This window comes from Polymorphospora sp. NPDC051019, from assembly GCF_040683055.1.
GTDB lineage: Bacteria > Actinomycetota > Actinomycetes > Mycobacteriales > Micromonosporaceae > Polymorphospora > Polymorphospora lycopeni.
The window spans coordinates 110942-131648 of record NZ_JBFBCH010000016.1 but is presented as its reverse complement, the minus strand read 5'-3'; the positions used below and the strand labels follow the sequence as shown (position 1 = coordinate 131648).

General features: G+C 69.8%; 11 protein-coding genes. 6 read left to right on the top strand and 5 right to left on the bottom strand.

Annotation, left to right across the window (positions count from 1 at the left end):
- Positions 1 to 243: 243 nt before the first annotated feature.
- A complete protein-coding gene (locus tag AB0M79_RS25395; protein WP_364218026.1) occupies positions 244 to 1623 on the bottom strand; it encodes a hypothetical protein in 1380 nt (459 codons plus the stop codon).
- A 373-nt stretch (positions 1624 to 1996) separates the two neighbouring features.
- Complete coding sequence (locus tag AB0M79_RS25390) at positions 1997 to 2497, bottom strand: hypothetical protein (protein WP_364218024.1); 501 nt, start codon at positions 2495 to 2497, stop codon at positions 1997 to 1999.
- Positions 2498 to 2947: 450 nt separating this feature from the next.
- Here AB0M79_RS25390 and AB0M79_RS25385 point away from each other — a divergent pair, with 450 nt between their 5' ends.
- The 6 genes from AB0M79_RS25385 to AB0M79_RS25360 all read left to right on the top strand — a co-directional run bounded on the left by AB0M79_RS25385 (position 2948) and on the right by AB0M79_RS25360 (position 14776).
- The gene (locus AB0M79_RS25385) at positions 2948 to 5149 is read left to right on the top strand and encodes an AAA family ATPase (RefSeq protein ID WP_364218022.1); all 2202 of its coding nucleotides are present in this window, start codon (positions 2948 to 2950) and stop codon (positions 5147 to 5149) included.
- Positions 5146 to 6360, top strand: coding sequence for a restriction endonuclease (locus AB0M79_RS25380; RefSeq protein WP_364218020.1), 1215 nt, complete (start codon positions 5146 to 5148; stop codon positions 6358 to 6360). The genes AB0M79_RS25385 and AB0M79_RS25380 overlap by 4 nt, the downstream gene beginning before the upstream one ends.
- A 150-nt stretch (positions 6361 to 6510) precedes the next feature.
- Positions 6511 to 8064, top strand: a complete 1554-nt coding sequence (locus AB0M79_RS25375) for a TIGR02677 family protein (protein WP_364218018.1) — start codon at positions 6511 to 6513, stop codon at positions 8062 to 8064.
- Complete coding sequence (locus tag AB0M79_RS25370; RefSeq protein WP_364218016.1) at positions 8061 to 9269, top strand: TIGR02678 family protein; 1209 nt, start codon at positions 8061 to 8063, stop codon at positions 9267 to 9269. Before AB0M79_RS25375 ends, AB0M79_RS25370 begins: the two co-directional genes overlap by 4 nt.
- 51 nt (positions 9270 to 9320) lie before the next feature.
- Entirely contained in the window at positions 9321 to 13526 is a 4206-nt protein-coding gene (locus tag AB0M79_RS25365) for a TIGR02680 family protein (RefSeq protein WP_364218014.1), read from the top strand.
- Positions 13523 to 14776 carry a TIGR02679 family protein gene (locus tag AB0M79_RS25360; protein WP_364218012.1) on the top strand — a complete coding sequence of 418 codons (1254 nt, stop codon included), beginning with the start codon at positions 13523 to 13525 and terminating at the stop codon, positions 14774 to 14776. The genes AB0M79_RS25365 and AB0M79_RS25360 overlap by 4 nt, the downstream gene beginning before the upstream one ends.
- Before the next feature lie 626 nt (positions 14777 to 15402).
- Here AB0M79_RS25360 and AB0M79_RS25355 read toward each other — a convergent pair.
- The 3 genes from AB0M79_RS25355 to AB0M79_RS25345 form a co-directional block, all read right to left on the bottom strand.
- Positions 15403 to 16863, bottom strand: a complete 1461-nt coding sequence (locus AB0M79_RS25355) for an NF041680 family putative transposase (protein WP_364218156.1) — start codon at positions 16861 to 16863, stop codon at positions 15403 to 15405.
- 1006 nt (positions 16864 to 17869) lie between these two features.
- Positions 17870 to 19333 carry a group II intron reverse transcriptase/maturase gene (ltrA, locus tag AB0M79_RS25350; protein ID WP_364218010.1) on the bottom strand — a complete coding sequence of 488 codons (1464 nt, stop codon included), beginning with the start codon at positions 19331 to 19333 and terminating at the stop codon, positions 17870 to 17872.
- A 521-nt stretch (positions 19334 to 19854) separates the two neighbouring features.
- A complete protein-coding gene (locus AB0M79_RS25345) occupies positions 19855 to 20676 on the bottom strand; it encodes an IS5 family transposase (RefSeq protein WP_364218008.1) in 822 nt (273 codons plus the stop codon).
- Between the last annotated feature and the right edge of the window lie 31 nt (positions 20677 to 20707).

Below are 20707 nucleotides of genomic sequence, written 5' to 3'. Positions count from 1 at the left end.
CCGTCTGCTCGCATACGGCGGCCCGCGCTGGCCCGTCCTGTTCTGGCTCCACTCCGCCCGACGCGCCCATCGCCTCCACCAACGCCTCGGCGACGACAACCGGTACGTACCCGTGGCCACCGCCAGCCGGGACCACGCCGCGCAGACTGGTCTCGGTCCCGCCGGCGCGCTGTGGTGGCTCCACGGTCACGACGGGCTGCTCTCCCTCGCCGACGTCGCCCGCGCGCTCCCTCACTTGCAGCGTTAGGCGGCGACCGCAGGGAACACTACGAGCGATCCGTCGCTGCTTCGTTCGATCTCGATCGCAACGTCGGCTTGGTGGGATCCTATGTTGAGGCCGTCGCCCAGGGCGCGAAGGCGATATGCGGTTTTGAGTAGGTCGTCGACCTCGCCCGGCGTGAACATGATTTTTCGGATACCGCTGTAACGCTTCAACTCGAGAGTCGACAGTCGGAGTAGGACCGAGTTGATGCCTGATTCCAACTCGTCGACACGACGTTCGTCGTCGCGCAGCGTGCCGATGAAACTTTTGAACGGATTGTTCGTTTCCACCAGTTGCGCGTGTTCGACCGCTTGAAGCACGAGCACTCGGCGTTTGAGAGCAATGGCGAGTCGTGCGAGCTCCAGGTGTGCGCGGAACATGCCGCCTTCCTCGTTGATACCAGGGAAGGGCTTCGTCAATGCGCCGACTTCAACCGGACCTTCGGGCAGCGCAGCTATTACACCTTGCCATTTCATAAGCCGACGCTTGGTTCGTTCGATCGCCCTGCTGATCGCGTACGACGAGGAATCCAGTCCTAGAGACAGGCCGATTCTGCCCTGGTCGAGGAGAAGCGACGTCGCCTTGTCGATCGCGTCACGACAACCGTCCAACTCGCTGCGTTCGTTCTCGAGGTTGTCTTCCTGTAACTGCTCCAGGAGGTCGGCGATCCGCTCGATCGCTTTCTGACGCTGCTGATCAGCGTAGGCGCTGACGCCGACCGCGACGGCCATCAGGACAAGTGGCGCGGCCACCGTCAACGCTCCGGCGCTGGCCGCGGCCACACCAGCTGTGGTGGCCGAGCCGGTTGCCGCACCCGCGACAGCGGTCTTGCCGGCAACGGGTACAAACGTGGAAGCAGCCGTTATGCGGCCAGTGGAGTTGACCAGCGCGCCGCGAATACCTCCTGCGGCTGCCTTCGAAGCCATGGGCCAGACAAGTCCTTTACCGACCTGCGCGGCGACCTTTGCCGGTACGACCATTCGGTAGAGCACGTCACCGGTAGCGGCGACGTTCGCCGTCGGAGGCGCCGACTTCGCTGTCTGAGTCACAAGGTGCGACAATTGCTGAGCGAGTGGACTGGCGGCATGAAGCGGAATTCCGGCGTTCCGATCGCGTTTGGCTGACACCGGGTGCGCTTCGAGGGTGGCGATGGGGGAATCCGCAAGTGTTGCCAGCACTGTTCGCAATTCTGCGAGTCGATCCGGTGTCATGCACTCATCGCCTAGCACGTCCGGCACGCTCACGGCCTCCGTAGCGAGTGTCCATACCGGCACCGCCGCGTTGTTATCAGTGGTCACGTCTTGTTCCTCCCCGAAACTGGCATCCACCATAGGCGGTGGCAGCGACGCCAACAACAACATCAGGAGGAATACTCAAGCCCGTGGAGCGGCCCGGGAAGGCACATCTTCCCGGTGGTCGATTCGTGTGGATCTCGAGCAAGGCCGACGTTATGGCATTTCTGCAGGTCGGCGTTGTGAGCTGGCGGGACGGCGGTCGGCCGGTACGGTGCCGGCCCACTTGATGACCACCTCGTTCGATCCTGGCCATGCCGCGTGGTCCACGCCGAAGTCGGCGGCGGTGATGAGGGTGACGCGGCGGTCCCTGCGCAGGCCTATTCTTCGGTGTGGGTCAGGCCGAGAGCCGACAACGCTTCGGCAACCGCCGTCCGGTGCCCGTCCTCCACTCCGGTGGGCAGTGTCAGCACACCATCAGTGACAGCGACTGGGTACGAGGTCAGCGGGACGGTGCCGGCACGACCGCGCGCCGCACGCGGGCGTCCAGGTTGCCCAGCCCCTCTGCCCGGTCAGTGGTGGCCAGCAGGACGGTGAGCCGTTGGCGTACCCAGGGGGCCAGGACCTGCTGCAGCCGGTGCGGCCAGGCCTCCTCGGCGGCTTCGACGGCGAAACACAGCGCCGACTCCAGCCAGGCCAGGCGGTCATCGACGTCGGGCCATTGCTCACCGGCGCGGCCGGTGTGGTCGGGCAGCGCTACGGCGTGCCGACGGGCGACGTACTCGACTGTGGCGCGCAGCGCGCCGCCGGCGGCCAGGTCGACATCCTGCCGGTTGTCGCACCACGACCAGTCGCTCTGATGTTTCAGCAGTTCCTGCGCGTAGGGATCGCGCAGAAGCTCGTCGCCGTGGTCACCGTGTGGAGGGCGGGTGGCCGCATCGACCACCTCGGCGGCGAACCGCAACGCTTCGGCGTACCTTGTCGGCGCGGACGACACATCCACCTGCGTCACCTCCCATCGGGTCGAACGATGCCACAACCACGCGACTCGCCGCGTCCGCTCCGGGCGGCGTTCGAGTTCCGCGGAGGGGCACGGCCCTGCTTCCCTGCGTGATGTAGCTGGCGAGCCGGGTGGAGCCGTACCGGCCGGTCCTCCTTGTCTCGTTTCGCCGGGCCGTTCCACAATCCCCCTGGCCGGGATCTGGTCGATGTGGGCCAGGAAGCGTAGGCAGCCGGCGTCCTCCAACCACATCCCGAACCCCGTCGGCACGCAGATGCGCCAAGCCGTGCCCGCACGGCCACACCGGCGTGTCGGAACCGGTGCTGGTCGACAGGGGCACGTGATCCGGGCCGCGTGGTCCAGAATGGCCGATGCCGACTGTCGCCCGGCCCCTCGCACCACCTGGACCGGCACCGGCAGGGCTGCAACACGGACCGGACCAAGGGAGCACACGTGGACGACGAGGCCGTTTACCGCACCGCGCGACATATTCTGACCGCCGGGCTGGAACAGGACGGCTCACTGTTCACACCCGGTGCCAGGATCTGGACCGGCGGTACGGCCGACGCGCTGTACACGCACTTCGTCGAACAGCCGGACACCGGCAAGCAGACCTTCGTCCAGAAACTGCGTGGACAGATGGCGTCGGCGCCGCCCGAGGCGGTCCAGCTCATGGCGGAACTGCTCTATCTGCATTTCCTGTTGCCGAGGGACATCGGCGGCGCCGCGAAACGAGCCGTGATCGCCGGGGTTCTCCAACTCCTACCCACCCCGGTCGGCATACCGGCCGACCTCGACCGGCTGCTCGACACCGGGCTGGTCCGCGCCGGTACGGCGTACATGACGCTGCGGGACCGGCAGATCGCGTTCCTGGTCCGCTTCGTCCAGGCGTGGAAGTCCCTGCCGCCAGACGGTCGGGAAGCGGCATTGCGGGACCCGTGGCGGTTCCGGGAGGTCGTGGACGGAATACCGGTCAACGGCGCCTACAGCCAACGGAACGTGCTGCTCAACATCGCCTTTCCGGAGACCTTCCCGGCGGTGGTGTCCCGGGACAACAAGAAGGCCATCGTGGCCGCTTTCGCGGATGAACTGCCGGCAAAGACCGGCGACATCGACCGCGACCTCGCCGAACTCACCGAGGTGCTGAAGCGGAAGACCGGCGCGGCCGTACGGTTCTACGCACCACCGCTGGTCGACCGATGGCGCGGCGCGACCAGCGGCGAGACGACCACGGGAGCCCAGGGCTGGCTCGTACGGGGTGGGAAGGTCCACGGCCAGAACCTCGTCCCGGACTGGCTCAAGGACGGCTACTGCTCGATCGCCTTCCCCGATCTGCCGGAGATCGGGCCGGACACGCCGAAGGCCGAACTCGACAAACTGCTTCGGCAACGGATGCCGGAGCATTCCGCGGCCCAGCGCGGCGTACGCGTCGGCGTTCTCGACCGTTTCCTCAACCGGATGCGGGAGGGCGATGTCGTCGTCACCGTCGACTGGCAGGGCTTCTACGTCGGCACCGTGACCGGACCGGTGACCTGGACGCCCACCACCGACCGGCTGTCGAGCCGCCGTCGGGCGGTCAGGTGGGCCAACCCGGACGCGCCGATTGCGCGGGAGCAGTTGTCGGAGATGGCCCGCAACAAACTCGCCGGGCAGATGACGGTCAGCGATCTCGGCCCGGCGACCGACGAATTCGTCGCCCTGGCGACCCTGGAAACGCCGGCGGTCGACGACGCCACTGCGGCGGCACCGGTCGACGTCGAGTTGCCCGATCCGACGCCGGCCCTCGCCGACCGGCTTCTCATCGACCGCGAATGGCTCACCGAGACCGTCGACCTGCTACGGGAGAAGAAGCAGATCATCCTGTACGGGCCGCCCGGCACCGGGAAGACGTATCTGGCCTACGAGTTGGCCCAGTTTCTCACCGGCGACATCGACGGCGCGTACCGGCTGGTCCAGTTCCACCCGTCGTACTCGTACGAGGATTTCTTCGAGGGTTACCGGCCGGTCCGCGGCGAACAGCAGGGTGGCATCACGTTCTCGCTCGAACCGGGCCCGTTCAAACAACTCGTGACGGACGCCAGGAACGATCCGGCCCAGCCCTACGTGCTCATCATCGACGAGATCAACCGGGCCAATCTCGCCAAGGTGTTCGGCGAGTTGTACTTCCTCCTCGAATACCGCGGCCGGCGGATCCAACTGCAGTACTCCCCGACCGACGAGTTCGAGCTCCCGCCGAACGTGTTCGTCATCGGCACGATGAACACCGCCGACCGGTCCATCGCCCTCGTCGACGCTGCGATGCGGCGTAGGTTCCTGTTCCAGGCCCTGTTTCCCGGCGAACCGCCGCTCCGGGACATGCTGCGGCGCTGGCTGCGGGCCAACCAGCTTCCCGAGGACCGGGCCGACCTCCTCGACGAACTCAACCGGGCGATCGGCGACCGGGACGCGGCCGTCGGCCCCTCGTACCTGATGAACCCGCGGGTCGCCGACGAGCACGGGTTGGCGCGCATCTGGCGTACCGCGATCGAACCGCTGTTGGAGGAGCGGCACCTCGGCGATGGGGTCGACATCCGCGCCCGGTACGGCCTGGACGTCCTACGCCGCCGGTTGGGTGCCGCCACCGACAACCCGACCGGGGCCGGATCACCTGGATGAGGCAGTTCGTTCTCGACGAATACCAGACGGCGGTCTTCGGCCCGACCGACGCGGCGCTGGGGCCGGCGCTGGCCGGCACCGGACTGGTGGCCACGACGCTGACCGTCGACGGGCGGCTACGCCTAACCGCCGACTCCAAGGTCGGGGTGGTGCGGTTGCAGGCGGGTGAGGACACCGTCGAGGTCAGGGTCAGGCCCAAGTTGCCGATCGGTCGACTGTTCTGGATGCTCGGCCACGCCCGCGACGACAGCGGCTGGCGGCCGGAGCCGGCGGATCTTGCCACCGAACATGAGCTCGTACCTGCGGTCGCGGTGGCCTTCACCGCAGCCGCGTCGCGGGCGCTGGCCCCCGGCGTCCTGCAGGGGTACCGGGTCGCCGAGGAGACGCTGCCCACCCTGCGCGGCCGCTTGCGGGAGGCCGACCAGCTCCGCCGCCGGCCAGGGCTGGCGCTGCCGCTCGAGGTCCGCTACGACGACTACTCCGTCGACATCCCGGAAAACCAGATCCTGCGCGCGGCCGTCGACCGGCTACGCCGCACCGACAGCGTACCGGCGGCCGCCCGATGCGGCCTGCACCGGCTCGGCCAGGCCCTCGCCGACGTCACCCGGCTGCCGCCTGGCCTGCCGTTGCCTCCGGTCCCCGTCAACCGGCTCACCGCCCGGTACGGTCCGGCGCTGCGGCTCGCCCGGCTGATCCTCGCCGACGACAGCGTCGAACACCACAGCGGCACGGTGCGGGCCAGCGGATTCGTCTTCGACCTGAACAGGGTGTTCGAGGACTGGTTGACCGCCGTCCTCCGGGACGTGATCACGAGAGAACACGGGGGCACCGTGGTGGCCCAGCACCCGGCGCACCTCGACGAGCGCGCCACGGTGCCCATGTATCCGGACATCACCTGGTGGCGGCAGCACCGGTGTCTCGGGGTCGTCGACGCGAAGTACAAGCGGACCAGCGGATCCTCGCCGCCGAACGGGGACCTTTACCAGATGCTCGCGTACTGCACGACGCTTGGGCTTGCCGAAGGCCACCTGGTCTACGCGACCGACCACGAGCCGGAACGGGAGTACCGGCTCGTCGGCAGCGGCGTCCGCGTCATGGCACACGGGCTGGATCTGGCGGGTCCGTTAAACGAGCTGCGTGGGCAGATCGAACGTCTCGCGGACCGGGTGGCCCGCGCCGCCGTGACGGCGCGGGCCAACTCGGCTCGGTAGCCGGCGCGGTGCGGCCGGAGGAACGCGACCACCGACCGGGTATCCGGCGGGAAGGCGCGGTCGGGACCGAGCGCCACGGCCTGGTCGCGAGGTGCAGGCTCACATGCAGCGCCGAAGGGTCGCCGCGGAGGGCTCTGCGATGATGGGTGAATGTCCACCGGCACCGCTCCTGCGGCCCAGCCGTTCGCGCACCTGCAGGCACAGAACGTCAGGCTGTACCGGGACGTGCTGAACGCCTTCGTTCGGGCAAAGCGTCGCTTCACCGTGCACCTGCGTCCCGAGGACGTACTGGCCGAGATCGGCACCGGGGCGTCGCTGGAGAGCGTCTCGGCGGCGCTGGCACAGCTCGCCGAATGGGGCAATCTGCGTGCCGACCCGGACACCGGACGGGTCACCACGGTGGAGGATTTCCATCGCGCCCGCTACCTCTATCAATTGAGCGCGCACGGACACGCCGCCGAGCAGGCGATCGCCACTTACGAGGAGGCGATCGGCCGGCGCGGCGCCCTGCAGTCGGTCGCGCTGTCCGACATCGCCGACCAGTTGCGCGCTCTGCTGGGGATCGCCGCCGAGGCTGCGGCCGGGTCCTCGCCCGACCCGGCGAAGACTCATCTGTTGATGATGAGCTTGGTCGACCGGTTCACCGGGCTGGCGGACAACGCGCAGGCGTTCATGGCGTCGCTGCGGCGGGCCGTCGACTTCGCCGACGCGGACGTGGCGGCCTTTCTCGCGTACAAGGAACAGCTGATCGCGTATATCGAGCGGTTCATCGCCGATCTCGCCAACCGGGGCGCGGAGATCGCCAACCTGGCCCACAAGATCGAGGCGACCGGGGTGCACCCACTGCTGGACACCGTGGCCCGTAGGGAGGCGGCTGACGCCGCGCCCGGCGACGACGCGGACGACCAGGTTGTACGGCAGGCACGGGTTGCCTGGCAGCAACGCTGGAACGGACTACGGGACTGGTTCGTCAGCGGCGACTCCAGCCGACAGTCCCAGGCGCGGCTGCTGCGCACTGCCGCGATCAACGCGATCCGACAGCTACTCGGCGCGGTCGCGGCGATCAACGAGCGCCGGGCCGGCCGGTCGGACCGGTCGGCCGACTTCCGCTGCCTGGCGCTGTGGTTCGCGCAGGCCCCCGACGACGAGTCCGCGCACCGGTTGTGGCACACCGCGTTCGGCCTCTCCCCGGTTCGTCACCTGACCGTCACGGCGGAAACCCTGGCCGCGGTCGAGCAACGGCCGGTGCCGGCGGCGACACCGTGGGCGCAGGCGCCCCGGCTGGAGATCAGTCCCCGACTACGCAAGACCGGGTCGTACGAGCGGCGGGGTTCGCCGGCCCGGGTCCTGGACCGGTCCGAGCAGCGACGGCTGCTCGCCGAACGCGCCGAGCGGGAGACAGCGCAAACGGCACGGGCCCGGTCGTCGTTGGTCACCTCCGGCCCCGTCATGCTCTCCCGCCTCGGTGAACTGGACACCGCCGAGTTCCGGCTCTTCCTCCAGTTGCTGGGGGACGCGCTGGCCGCCCGGCGGCCGGACGTGTCGGAGGTGACCACCACCACCTCCGACGGCACCCTGTGGATACGCCTCGTCCGCGTCGACGGGGCACCCCCCGTGCGGATCGTCACCGCCGACGGGGTACTCACCGGCCCGGAGCATCTCGTCGAGATCATCGACCTCGCCCCGGTCGAGGTGGCCGGATGAGGGCCCGAGAGTCTGCCGAGGGCGACTTGGGCCGGTCGCAGCGGGCCGCCCGGCTGCTGCTGTCCCGCCCGCTGCTGGTCGCCGGGCTGACTCCGGACGAGGAGTTCCGGCTGGTCCGGACGTACACGTCGGAGTTGCGGGAGTGGTTCGACCGGGAGACGGGTTGGCGGCTGACCGCCGACGCGCAGACGATCCGGCTGATGAAGCTGACCGCGGACCCGTACGACCACACGCATCCGGCCCGTGATCCGAAGGCCAGGACCCCATTTTCCCGGCAACGGTACGTGCTGGCCTGCCTCGCCCTGGCCGCGCTGGAACGCGCCGACGGGCAGATCACCCTGGGCCGGCTGGCGGAGGACGTGGTCCTGGCCGCCGCTGACCCGACGCTGGCCGCCACCGGTTTCACGTTCACCCTGGACCGGCGGGAGCGCCGGGCCGACATGGTGGCCGTGGTGCGGTTGCTGCTGCACTGGGGGGTGCTGCGTCGAGTGGCCGGCGACGAGGATGCCTACCTCGGCACGAGCGGGGACGTGCTCTACGACGTGAACCGGCGGGTGATCGCCGGGCTGCTGGCCAGCACCCGCGGCCCGTCGATGGTCGGTGCCCCGGCGCCCGCCGACCGGCTGGCGGCACTGACCGTCGAGGTCGTACCGGACGTGGAGGACGCCCGCAACCGGACGCTACGGCACCGGCTCACCCGGCTGCTGCTCGAACAGCCGGTGGTGTACTACGACGAGCTGACCGAGGCCGAGTTCGCCTACCTGACCAGTCAGCGGTTCGCCATCCTGAACCGGATCACCCAGTTGACCGGGCTGGTCGGCGAGGTACGGGCCGAGGGCGTCGCGATGGTCGACCCGGCCGACGAGCTTACGGATGTCCGGATGCCGGCCGAGGGAATGCAGAGCCACCTGACGCTGCTGCTGGCGGAGCGGATCTCAGCGGCCGGCGGGGGCGGGCTGCGGGTAAGCGAGCTGCACCGGCACACCCGCGAGTTGGCGCGCCAGCACCGGTCGTACTGGCGCAAGCACGCCACCGATCCTGGGGCGGAGGTGGAACTGGTCGCCACGGCACTGGACGCACTGCGCGCGCTCAAGCTGGTCTGCGTCGAACCGGCCGACGACCCGCTGGTCGTCGCCCGTCCGGCGATCGCGCGCTATGCCTTGGCGGAGCCGACCCTCCGGGAAACCAGGGCCTCCGCCCGCTGACCGACGCGTACCACCGACACGATCCACCGACCAGAGGAAGCAACCGTCACCGTGACCGCCGCTGCCGCCGCCCCCGCATCGATGTCGACATCCGGCTGGGAACTCCCGGTGCCGGACCGGGAACGGTGGCAGCCGCTGCGGGCAGGGTTGGTCGACATCTTCTACTACGACCGGGAGGAGTTCCACTTCCACGGCGGCAGCCTGCTGCTGCGGGGCAACAACGGTACGGGCAAGTCGAAGGTCCTCGCGTTGACGGTGCCGTTCCTGCTGGACGGCGAACTCGCGCCGTACCGGGTGGAGCCCGATGGGGATCCGCACAAGCGGATGGAGTGGAACCTGTTGCTCGGCGGGCGGCACCCGCATCCGGAGCGGACCGGCTACACCTGGCTGGAGTTCGGTCGCCGGGATGTCGACGGCACCCCCCGCTTTCTGACCGTGGGCTGCGGCCTGAAGGCGGTGGCCGGGCGCGGAATCGCCCGGCACTGGTACTTCGTCACCGGTCAACGGGTCGGCGCGGACCTCCAGCTGCTGACCGCCACCGGCACGGCGTTGACGAGGGACCGGCTGCGCGACGCGATCGGTCCGGCGGGGATGGTCTACGAACGGGCCGTCGACTACCGACGGGCAGTCGACGAGGCGCTGTTCGGCCTGGGCAACCGGTACGACGCGCTGGTGTCCCTGCTGATCAGGCTGCGGCAGCCGCAGTTGTCGAAGCGCCCGGACGAGAAGAGCCTGTCCCGGGCGCTCAGCGACGCGCTGCCGCCGCTGGACGAGAACCTGATCACCCAGGTGGCGGAGGCGTTCCGCGGTCTCGACGACGAGCGGGAGACCCTGACCGAACTACGGGAGACGAAGAAGGCCGGCGACAACTTCCTCACCCGCTACCGGCAGTACGCGCGCATCGCGACGAGACGCAAGGCCGCAATGCTGCGGCAGCAGCACAGCCGGTACGAGCAGCTGGGCCGCGATCTCGGCGAGGCGCAGCGGGCATACGAGCAGGCCGACGAGCGGGTACGGCAGGCCGAAGCCCGCCTGGTGGAGCTGGACGCACGGATGACCGAGCTGACCGCGCGCCGACGGGCGCTGACGGAGAGCCCCGAGGCGCGGACCGCCGAGCACCTGCGCCGGCTGCGAGAGGCGGCAGGTCAGCGGGCCACGTTCGCCGACCGTCAGGCGGAACGCCTGCGCGACATCGAGGCGGACGTGACACGTACCCGGCGTACCGTCGAGCAGTTGGCCGAGGAGCTGGGTGCGGCCGAAGTAGCCGAGGACGCGGCGCGTACCAGGGTCGCGCAGAGCACGACGACGGCGCGGATCGCCGACCGGCACCGCGACCGGGTGCTCGCCGCCCTGGGGGACGAACCGGGCGGCTCCCCCGGCGGGCTGGACGAGGCGCGCCGCGCCGCCGACGAGCTGATCGCAGCGCGGCGGGCCGCGCTGCGTACCCTCGACCGGCTCCGGGCCGCCGCCGACGCGGCGCGGAGCCGGGCCGACCAGGCCCGGGGGGAGGTTGACCGGCTGGACACCGAACTGGCTGCGGCCGACGAGGCGATCACCGACGCGGAGGCCGTGGCGGTCGAACGGGGTCAGGCGCTGGTCCGGCGGACCGGGGAGTATCTGACCGGACTGGTCGAGCTGCCGGTCGCGGACCCGGAGGCGGTGCTGACCGGGCTCGAATCCTGGGTGACCACCCTGGACGGGGACAATCCGGCCAGCCGGGAGGTCACCGCGGCCGGTCGGTCAGCTGCCGAGGCGATCGCCCGGGCCGACGCGGCCGTGGAGGCCGAGCAGCGCCAGGTGGCAGAACGGACCGGGGAGATCGACGACGAACTGCGCCGGCTGACCGACGGGGCGCACCAGCCGCCGCCGACATCGCACACCCGCTCCCCGCAGGCACGCTTCGGCCGGCCGGGCGCTCCGCTGTGGCGCGTCGTCGACTTCGCCTCCGACGTGCCACCCGTCGCCCGCGCCGGCATCGAGGCGGCGCTGGAGGCGGCCGGGGTGCTCGACGCGTGGGTCGACCCGGACGGCACGGTGCGGAATCCGGCCAGCGGAGACGCGGTGCTGCGGCCCACCGTCGAGGTGGGCACGAACCTCGGGACACTGTTGCGGCCGGCCATCGACGTGGCCGACCCGCACGCCGCCGCGCTGACCGAGCGGACCGTGACCGCCGTACTCGCCGCCATCGGCCTCGGCGCGGACTCTGGGGCGGACACCTGGGTCAGCACCGACGGCGGCTTCGGCATCGGCGTCGTCACCGGGCGGTGGACGAAAGCGGACGCGGAGCACATCGGCGAAGGCGCCCGGGAGGCGGCCCGCCGGGCACGGGTCGCCGCGCTGCGCCAGGAGGCCGACGAACTGGCCGTGGTGGCAGCCGACCTCGCCGAGCAGCGCTCCACACTGGACGAGCGCCGGCGACGGGTCGGCCGGGAGGCGGAAGGTCTCCCGACAGATCAGCCGCTGCGCGAGGCGCACACCCTGGTGCGCGGCGCCCACCAGCTGCGCCGGGACACGATCGGCAAGCGCGACGAGGCGACGGCGAGCCTGCGTGAGGAGGTCAGTGCCGCCCAGACGGCGCTGGACGAGGCAACCGAGTTCGCCGCTGACGTGGGCCTGCCGTACGACGTCGACGAGTTGGCCGCGGCCCGGGACGGTCTCCAGGACTACCAGGTGACGCTCGCCGCCTGGTGGCCCACCCTGACCGGGGTACGCGGCGCGGCGCGGCGCCGCGACGAGGCGTGGCGGGCGTACGAGGAACGGCTGGACCGGCTCGAACCGGCCGCGATCGAGGCGGCCGAGGCGGCCGAGCAGGCCCGGCTGGCCCGGACGGAGTTCGAGACGCTCGACGCGACCGCCGGAGCGTCCGTCGCCGAGTTGGAACGCGAAATCCGCGAGGTGGCCGGCGCCGAGAAGACGTGCCAGCGGGAGCGCCACGAGACCCAGCAGCGAGAACGCGACGCCCGGGACGCCCGGGGCGACGCCAACGGGCGACGTACCCGGCTGACCGAGGAACTCGACGAGGCAACCCGGTCGCGGGACGCCGCCGTCGAGGTGCTGCGGGCCTTCGCCGGCACCGGCCTGATCGGACTGGCCTGCCCGGACCAGGAGGTCCCGGATCCGCGACAGCCGTGGGCGACGACGCCGGCCGTGCTCGTGGCCAGGGGTGTCGATCGACTGCTCGCCGACGTCGACGATGCCGACCGCTCCTGGGAACGCGTCCAACAGCAGGTGAGCCTGGACATGAAGGTCCTCACCGACAGCCTGTCCCGGCACGGCCACCAGGTGCTGCCCGCCGTCCGCGAGGACACCATGATCGTGGAGGTGATCTTCCAGGGCCACAACCGCTCCGTCGCGGAACTGTCCGCCGCGTTGGTCACCGAGATCGAGGAACGACAGCGGGTGCTCTCCGCCCACGAGCGGGAGGTGCTGGAGACCCACCTCGTCAACGAGGTCGCCGGGGCACTCCAGGAACTCGTCGCCGGAGCGGAACAACAGGTGGCGACGATGAACGGCGAGCTGGAGGAGCGGCCCACCTCCACCGGCATGCGGCTACGGCTGTTGTGGCGGCCCACCCGGGACGCCCCGCCGGGCCTCGCCGAGCTGCGCGCCCGGCAGCTGCGGCAGAGCACCGACGTGTGGAACGACGAGGACCGGAGGGCGATCGGCGCCTTCCTGCAGGAGCAGATCGGGCGGGAACGGTTGCGCGACGAGGCGGCCACCTGGCACGAACAGCTCACCCGGGCGCTCGACTACCGCGCCTGGCACGAGTTCGCGATCCAGCGCCACCAGGACGGGCAGTGGCGTCCGGCCACCGGTCCCGCCTCCGGCGGTGAACGGGTGCTGGCCGCCAGCATCCCGCTGTTCGCCGCCGCCTCCTCGTACTACGGTTCGGCGGGCAACCCGTACGCGCCGCGCCTGATCGCCCTCGATGAAGCGTTCGCCGGGGTGGACGACGACTCTCGGGCCAAGTGTCTCGGGCTGCTCGCCACCTTCGACCTGGACGTGGTGATGACCAGCGAGCGGGAGTGGGGCTGTTATCCGCAGGTGCCGGGTCTCGGCATCGCACAGTTGGCCCGGCACGACGGCATCGACGCCGTGCTGGTCACCCCGTGGCGGTGGGACGGGCGGGAACGGCACCGGCTGCGCCGCGTCGACGTTCCGCTGCCGCACCAGCGGACGTCACACCCCGACGGCGAACCGGACGACGCCGCCGGGCCGGGCGCCTCGGCGCAACCCGACCTGTGGGCCACCGAGTGACCGAACCGGACGTCGAGCGGTTGCGCCGCCAACTCGGCGGGGCCGACACCGAACGGCTTGTCCAGCGGCTACGGCAGCGAATGGCCCGCGGTCAGCCGCTGACCGGCACGCTCTCGCTCAGCCAGCCGACGCCGGCCGAACGGTTGGCGGTGCAACGGCTGCTGGGGCGGCGGCCCGGGCGGGGCACCTCCGTGACGATCAGCCTCGACGACCTCGACCAGGTGGTCCGTCGGAGCGGCATGCACCCGGACGGGCTGGCCGCCGCCGTCGAACGGCTCACCGGGCCGGTGCCGGTGAGCGCGGAGATCCGCGCCGCCGAGGCGGCCGCCTGGCGTACCGCGGCGGCCCCGCTGGAGCGGCTCGGCCGGTACCGGACGGAACTGGCCGACTGGTGCGCCGATCGCGGGACGGGCACGCTGCTGCGCCGGCTGTCCGGTACGCCGGCCGTGGCGGGCCGGCTCGCCGAAGATCTCGTCGAAGTCCTGGCTTCGTTGCCCGCCGACGGGGTTCCCCTGGCCCGGCTCGCCGTACGGGCGACGGGCGACGCCCACGCCCTCGACTCCGACCGCCCGCTGGCCACCCTCGTGCTGTCGGCCGTACGAGCCGTCTGGTGGCCCGGCGACGACGAACCGACCTCCCCGGCCGAGCGGCGGCGGGCGCTGTGGGACAGCGCCGGCGTGCTCGTCGACGAGCTGTCGTCGACGGTCCTGGTGCTCAACGTGACGGCGATCCCTGGCAACCGGTTGCACGCCTTCACCGCGCCGGCCGCCATGACCGGCGAACCGCTCGTGCTGACCCTGCGTCAACTCGGCCGCGAGCGACCGAGCTTTCCGGCTGGCGACGTCCACGTCTGCGAGAACCCCACGGTGCTGGCCGCCGCGGCCGACCGGCTCGGTCCGGCGTGCCCGCCGTTGGTCTGCGTCAACGGGCAGCCGAGCACGGCGGCGCTGCGGCTGTTGGCCGCGCTCGCGGCCGGCGGCGCACAGCTGTCCTACCACGGCGACTTCGACTGGGGCGGCCTGCGGATCGCCAACCTGTTGCGGTCGCGTGTCCCGTGGCAGCCCTGGCGGTACGACGCCGCGGCGTACCGGGCCGCGGTCGCGGACGCCACGCCGGGGACGCTGACGGGCCAGCCGGTCGAGGCCGGCTGGGACGCCGATCTGACCCGGCTCATGCGCCGGCACGGTGCGCGCGTCGAGGAGGAACTGGTCCTCGACGCGCTCCTCGCCGACCTGGCCGCCTCGAGGTGACGTCGAGGACACCGAGCGCACGCGACACGCATCGACGAACCCGTGATCCAGGCGGGGCTCAGCTGTCAGCTCAGTGGTCGTCTCGTCAATTCGTCGGGGGTCGCGTCCAGTGATGCCGTCGGCGAGTTGGCCGTCGGGGTAGGCGAACACGCGGCGCCACCGTACCCACAAGAACCAGCTCCCCTGCGTCACCATCGACGGAGTCGGAGCGCCGACAGGAGGCCAGCCGCAGCAGCCAGAACCGCGAACCCGCCCCCGAACCCAAACACGAAAACGACTCTGATCTGGTTTAAAATCCCAGGTCATAGCCTTGATTGTTGGTGCGCCGCCAGGGACCCGAACCCGCGGATTAAGAGCGCAGTCGTGATCGACTCAACGGGTCCAACCGGGCCGCGGGAGTCCATTTGTTCCCTGCCAGTCCCCTGGTTCTTCGAGACGGTGTCCCGTCCGGTCCACACAAGTACGACCCCGTCCACGGCGCCTGAGCACCCGGCGAGCACCCACCCCCGCCCTCTCGGACGGCCAAATGAAACGGGAAGACACACGTGGCGCCAGCGCCCGGTTTTCGGTGTCAGCGCCTGTCCAAACCTTGGCCGATACAGTTTCCACGAACCCTATCTTGATCTTTAACCCGTGCGGCGTGGTGTGGGGTTGGCCGTTTTCTTCGGTCTCTTCGGTGTGTTGGCCGGTTTTGTGCTGGTGACGATGTGGACGTCGTGGCGGGTCGCTGGGCGGTGGTTGCGTTGGCCGGGTGGCCGGCCCGGGCCTGGTCGGGAGGGTTTCGGCGCGCTGGCGGGGTTACCGGCTTTGCCGCGCAGGTTCCGAAACCCTCGCCGGACGCGGGCCGGGGTGAGCCGCTCGGGCGGGGCCGGGCGTTCCCAGGGCCGGCGGAGGTCGGCGACGGCGGAGCGGGCGAGGCGTAGCTGGGTGTAGGCGGCCAGGACGAGCCAGGTCCAGCGGTCGGCGGCTGCCGGGTCGCGTAGTTTCGGACTGGTCCAGCCCATGGTCTGTTTGAGCATCCGGAACGTGTGCTCGATATCGAAACGGCGCAGGAACGCCTGCCAGATCAGGCCGACCTCGCTGCTACTTGGCTCCGGGTGAGACCACCAGAGCCAGACCGGCTTCGGGGTGGCGCCCGACGGGAGCCGGTCGACGGTCAGCAGGACCACGGTGCCCTCGATGATCGGCAGCGTGCCGGTGTGGCTGGTCCAGGCGGTGCGGTGGGTCAACCGGGGATGCAACGCGTGCCAGGCCCGAACCGTCGCGGTGCCGTAGAGGCGGGTGTCGGTGATGGTGACCGCGTCCGGGTCGCCCCAACTGGCCGGGTCACCGAAGACGAACTCGCCGCCGTGTCTGGGTGGCCGGCCGTTACCGGTCCGCTCGACTGGGGCGCGGCGGCGTAGTACCCGGTCGGAGCGCATTCTCACCAGGACCCGCACCGGCAGATCAGCCAGCAGGAACGCCAGTCGGGGACCGTCGTAGCCGGCGTCCGCGACCACCCACATGTCCGGATCCCCGGGCTGCCACTGCCCGGCCGTGATCAGCCGTCGCACCACGTCGCGTAGTTGATCGGCGGTGACCGTGGCGGCATCGTCCCCCGGGGCCAGGCGGCGGACGTCCAGCGGTGCCGTCCACGAGCTGCGGCCGGTCTCCAAAGCGGTGACCAGCGAGTACGGCCATCCCGGAACCATGATGTGGGTGTCCTTGCCACGGCCGTAGGTGTGACACAGCACCCGTTGCGGACAGGTGTGGGCCTCCGGCCCCAGCCAGCACGTCACGTCCACCGCGAGCACGATCCGACCATCGGCGGCCCGGGGCACCGGCACCGCGGCCACAGCGGTCCGCAGCCGGTCGACATCGACCCGACCGCGGTTCAACGCCGCGTACAACGACCCGTGACCACGCCGATGCTCACCCACCAGCGACAGCCCCACCAACGAACCCACCGGCCCGTCCGCGCACAACGCGGCGTCGACCAACTCGAACAACGCATCCGCCCGACGGGTCAGACACCGGTAGAACTCCCGCCGGAACGCGGCCAACCCCACCGCCGCATCCGCGACCGGCCGCTCGACCACCACGTTCACGGCACTGGGCGTGTCAATTGGCAGCATCCCACCCAGGTAGTCCAGAATCGTGGCCACGGCCACCGTCCTTCTTCGCGTCCTTGCAGGGAACGCGAGGATCATCAGACGGTGGCCTTCCTACACGGCCACGACACGCCGAGTCCACACAGGATCGATGAAGCAACGCCTCTCCACACGTTGAAGAACAAGCTATGATTCGTACGCCACACGTCAGCCTGGGACTGTCGAGGCCCTCGGGCGGAGGTGGCATCGTCAGCGAAGAACTCAGTGACGCCTGCGGTTGCTGTCCGGTTGTCCAATCGGCCGAGCCTGTACGCTCTCGGTGGTCTCAGCTGGATACTCACGCTGCAGATCTCGGGCCGGTTCCTGCCGCCAGCGCGCGGATGCGCTCCGAACTTCCTGCCCGGTTGGCACTTGGTCGTCTCGCTTCTTTCGACGCTCGACCTGAACGCGGTCACGCAGTATCCGCACGGCATCGCGGTTGTTATCGACGTCCGCCACTGCCCTCATGGTTGTGGCGACGGATCCGTGAAGCTCCAGCAACTTCTCAATGTCTCCGGGCATAGGAACCATGATCGCCACTGCGCCAGGCAACGGCTCGAAGGATACGGCTGGCCGCCCACTAGCATCGATGCTAACCCATACCCGAACCGGGCCACCACGCCGCCGGGGTGCGGGAGTCACATGGGGCCTGTCGTCCATGACCTAACTCTAAGTGCCCGTTGAAGAACCTGGTCAGCGTGGGTGGGTGGCGGTGTGGAGTCGGCCGGTGTGGTGGTATCTGGCCAGGCGTCGGGTCATCACGATGATCATGGCCCATTGGACCATCGCGGCGTGGTGTGCGGGATGGCGTTCGTAGTCGCGGACGGTGCGGCGGCAGCGGGTGATCCAGGACAGTGTGTTGGGTCGGGTCCGGGCGCGGTGCCTGGATTGCTCCAGGTCCGTTTCCCGGACCCGCCCGCCGAACCCGGCGTGCGACTCTCACCGCACCGGGCTCTCCACGAGGTCATGCCGTTGGGACGGGACTTGTCGGTGTGGGCTGCCAGGGGTTCGGGATCTTGCTGCCGCGATAGCGGTATCGGGTCACGGGGACCTTCGCGATCTTGAACAGTTCGACCCCGTCGAAGGCGATCGGCCGCCACCCTTGCGGGGTGCGCAGCCATCGCCGGACGGCCCTCCACGTCATGCGGTTGCGGCGCATCACCCAGTTGATCATTCGCCACCAGATGAAGTTCTGCAGGTGGGAGAAGGTGTGCTTGGCGACCGCGTGCTTGAAGTAGTTGGCCCATCCACGCTGGATGTAGTTGATCCTGACCAGCGTTTCCCGGTAGCTCAGGTGCGACAACCGGCGGGTCAGTGACTTGATCTTCCGTTTCAGCGCCTGGACCGGCTTGTCGGCGATGAACGTGTAGACATGCCACTTGTCCGTTCCTCGTTTTCGCTTCCAGACGATGTGGAAGCCGAGGAAGTCGACCCCGTCGACAAGGTGGGTGATCCTGGTCTTGGCCGGTGACAGGCGTAGGCCCATCGTGGCCAGGACGGTGCTCACCTGGTCGCGCAGGTCCTCGACGTGTTGCTCGGTGCCGTGGACCAGGACGAGGAAGTCGTCGGCGTAGCGGACCAACTGCCACGTCGCCAGCCCCCGGTCGCGTCGCTTCCTGCGCTGCCAGTTGGTGCCCATCGCGGCCCACTGCTCGGCGAAGAACTCGTCGAGCACTGACAACGCGATGTTGGCCAGCAGTGGTGAGAGGATCCCTCCTTGGGGTGTGCCGGACGTGGTCTCGTTCCGCTCGCCGAGCTCGGTCATGATCCCGGCTTTGAGGAACGCCTTCACCAGCGCGAGCACCCGCTTGTCCTTCACCCGCGCTCGCACCCGGTCCATCAGGGCCGGATGGTCGATACGGTCGAAGCACGCCTCGATATCCGCGTCCAGCACCCACCGGTAACCGGCGGTGGCCAGATGATGGATCTCGGCGATCGCGTCGTGCGCACGCCGGTTCGGCCGGAACCCATACGAACAAGGCTGGAAATCCGCCTCGAAGATGGGCTCCAGGACCAGCTTCAGTGCCGCCTGGACCACACGGTCCGTGATGGTCGGTATCCCCAGCCGGCGTAGTTTCCCGCCGGTCTTGGGGATCATCTTCTCCCGTACTGGCAGCGGCCGGAACGTGCCGGTCTTCAGCAGGGAACGGACATGGGCCAGGAACACTTCGGGCCCGGCCATGCTCACGTGGACAGCGGTGATGCCGTCCACTCCGGCGGTGCGGGCTCCGGCATTCCCGGCGACCCGTTGCAGGGCCACGACCAGCGTGGCCGGGTCGCTGACGAAATTGCAGACATCGTCAAACCGGCGACCACGGTCGGCCGCCGCCCAACGGTGCAGTTTGATCTGCATTCCCCGTACCCGTGACCAGGCCTCTTCCGGAGTCGGCCACGTGACGGCGGTATCCACCACCGTGTCTTCGGGCATTGCAGTACCTCCCTTGCGATCTCGCTGCCGCCCTTCCCCATGTGACCGGCTCTCCCGGCCTCGGAGTACTACGGCGGCTCCGCCCTCTCCCGACCCGATCGGCCGACGGTGGACCCAACCCGAGGCGTCCTCTCTGGCTGAAACGACACCGGGCAAAGCCGGGAGAGTTCCCGTGTTCACTGACTGATCGCTCGACGAAGTAGGCACCCGGCTATACCCCCGCGGCATCGCCACGGCTACCCCGCAGCACTTCACCGTGGCCTCCCGGACCGCCGAACGTCAGCAGCCGCAGGAGTTCCCCGTCCCGAAAGAAGAGGACCAGGACGCACCGCACCCAGCCCATATCCGCCAGGTTCGAGCTGGTAGGGATCGTTAGGAGTCTTCGGACACCGGTTCCTCGCGTATACCTCTCCGTCTCGCTTGCCGGACCCGCGCCATCTGGCAGTACTGGTCACGTCCCGGCGTTGTCGGGGCCGCTTGCCACCCTCCCCGGCACCTCCCGGGTCAGGCTGTCCCCAGCTTCACCGAACTGCTGCGACAGCCCGGCGGCGAAGGTCTCTCACCTCCACTCGATCAATCAGCGCCTCACGGCGCACTCTCTCGACGACCCATCTGCGGTGTAGGACCTGGAAGCCGACCTGGTCGGCGAGCTTGCGCACGATCTGGACGGTCAGGCCGAGCGTGCCGGCGGCCCAGTCGACGAGTTGGCCGGCGTAGCCCGCGTCGGCCCAGACCCTGGCCACGCGGGTGAAACAGCCGTGTAGGGCCCACAGCAGCAGGCGGGCGGCGTGGCGGTCCTGCACGGCGCCGGTGGTGACCAGGATGACCAGGAGCAGGCCGGTGGTGTCCACGACGATGTGACGCTTGCGGCCGTTGATCTTCTTGCCGGCGTCGTAGCCGCAGCTGGTCCTGGCGACGGTGTCGGCGGCGCGGACGGACTGCGAGTCCATGATCGCCGCGGACGGGGTGGTGTTGCGGCCCTCGGCGGTGCGGACCTGTTCGCGGAGGCCGTTGTGCGGGCGGGTGAGGGTGCCGTCGCGTGTCCAGGTGCGGAAGTAGTGGTAGACGGTCGGCCAGGGTGGGAAGTCGACCGGTAGTGCGCGCCATACGCAGCTGTTGTGGTCGAGGTAGCGGATGGCGTCGACGATGTCACGACGCGGGTAGGTGACCGGACGGCCGCCGCGATTGCCGGTGCCGCCGGTGGGCAGGTACGCGGCGATCAGCTGCCACTCGGTGTCGGTGGTGTCGGACGGGTAGCGGCGTGGACGGGCCGTGGGCAGGTGCTCCGGGGCGGTGGCAGGGGGCGCGGCGACGGCCTGGCCGCAGACCAGGTAGAAACTCACTGTAGGGCCTTCGGGATGGCATGGCTTCGAC

Coding starts and splice junctions, on each gene's coding strand:
- AB0M79_RS25395 (WP_364218026.1), bottom strand. CDS start 1,623: ATGTTGTTGTTGGCGTCGCTGCCACCGCCTATGGTGGATGCCAGTTTC.
- AB0M79_RS25380 (WP_364218020.1), top strand. CDS start 5,146: ATGAGGCAGTTCGTTCTCGACGAATACCAGACGGCGGTCTTCGGCCCG.
- AB0M79_RS25375 (WP_364218018.1), top strand. CDS start 6,511: ATGTCCACCGGCACCGCTCCTGCGGCCCAGCCGTTCGCGCACCTGCAG.
- AB0M79_RS25370 (WP_364218016.1), top strand. CDS start 8,061: ATGAGGGCCCGAGAGTCTGCCGAGGGCGACTTGGGCCGGTCGCAGCGG.
- ltrA (WP_364218010.1), bottom strand. CDS start 19,333: ATGCCCGAAGACACGGTGGTGGATACCGCCGTCACGTGGCCGACTCCG.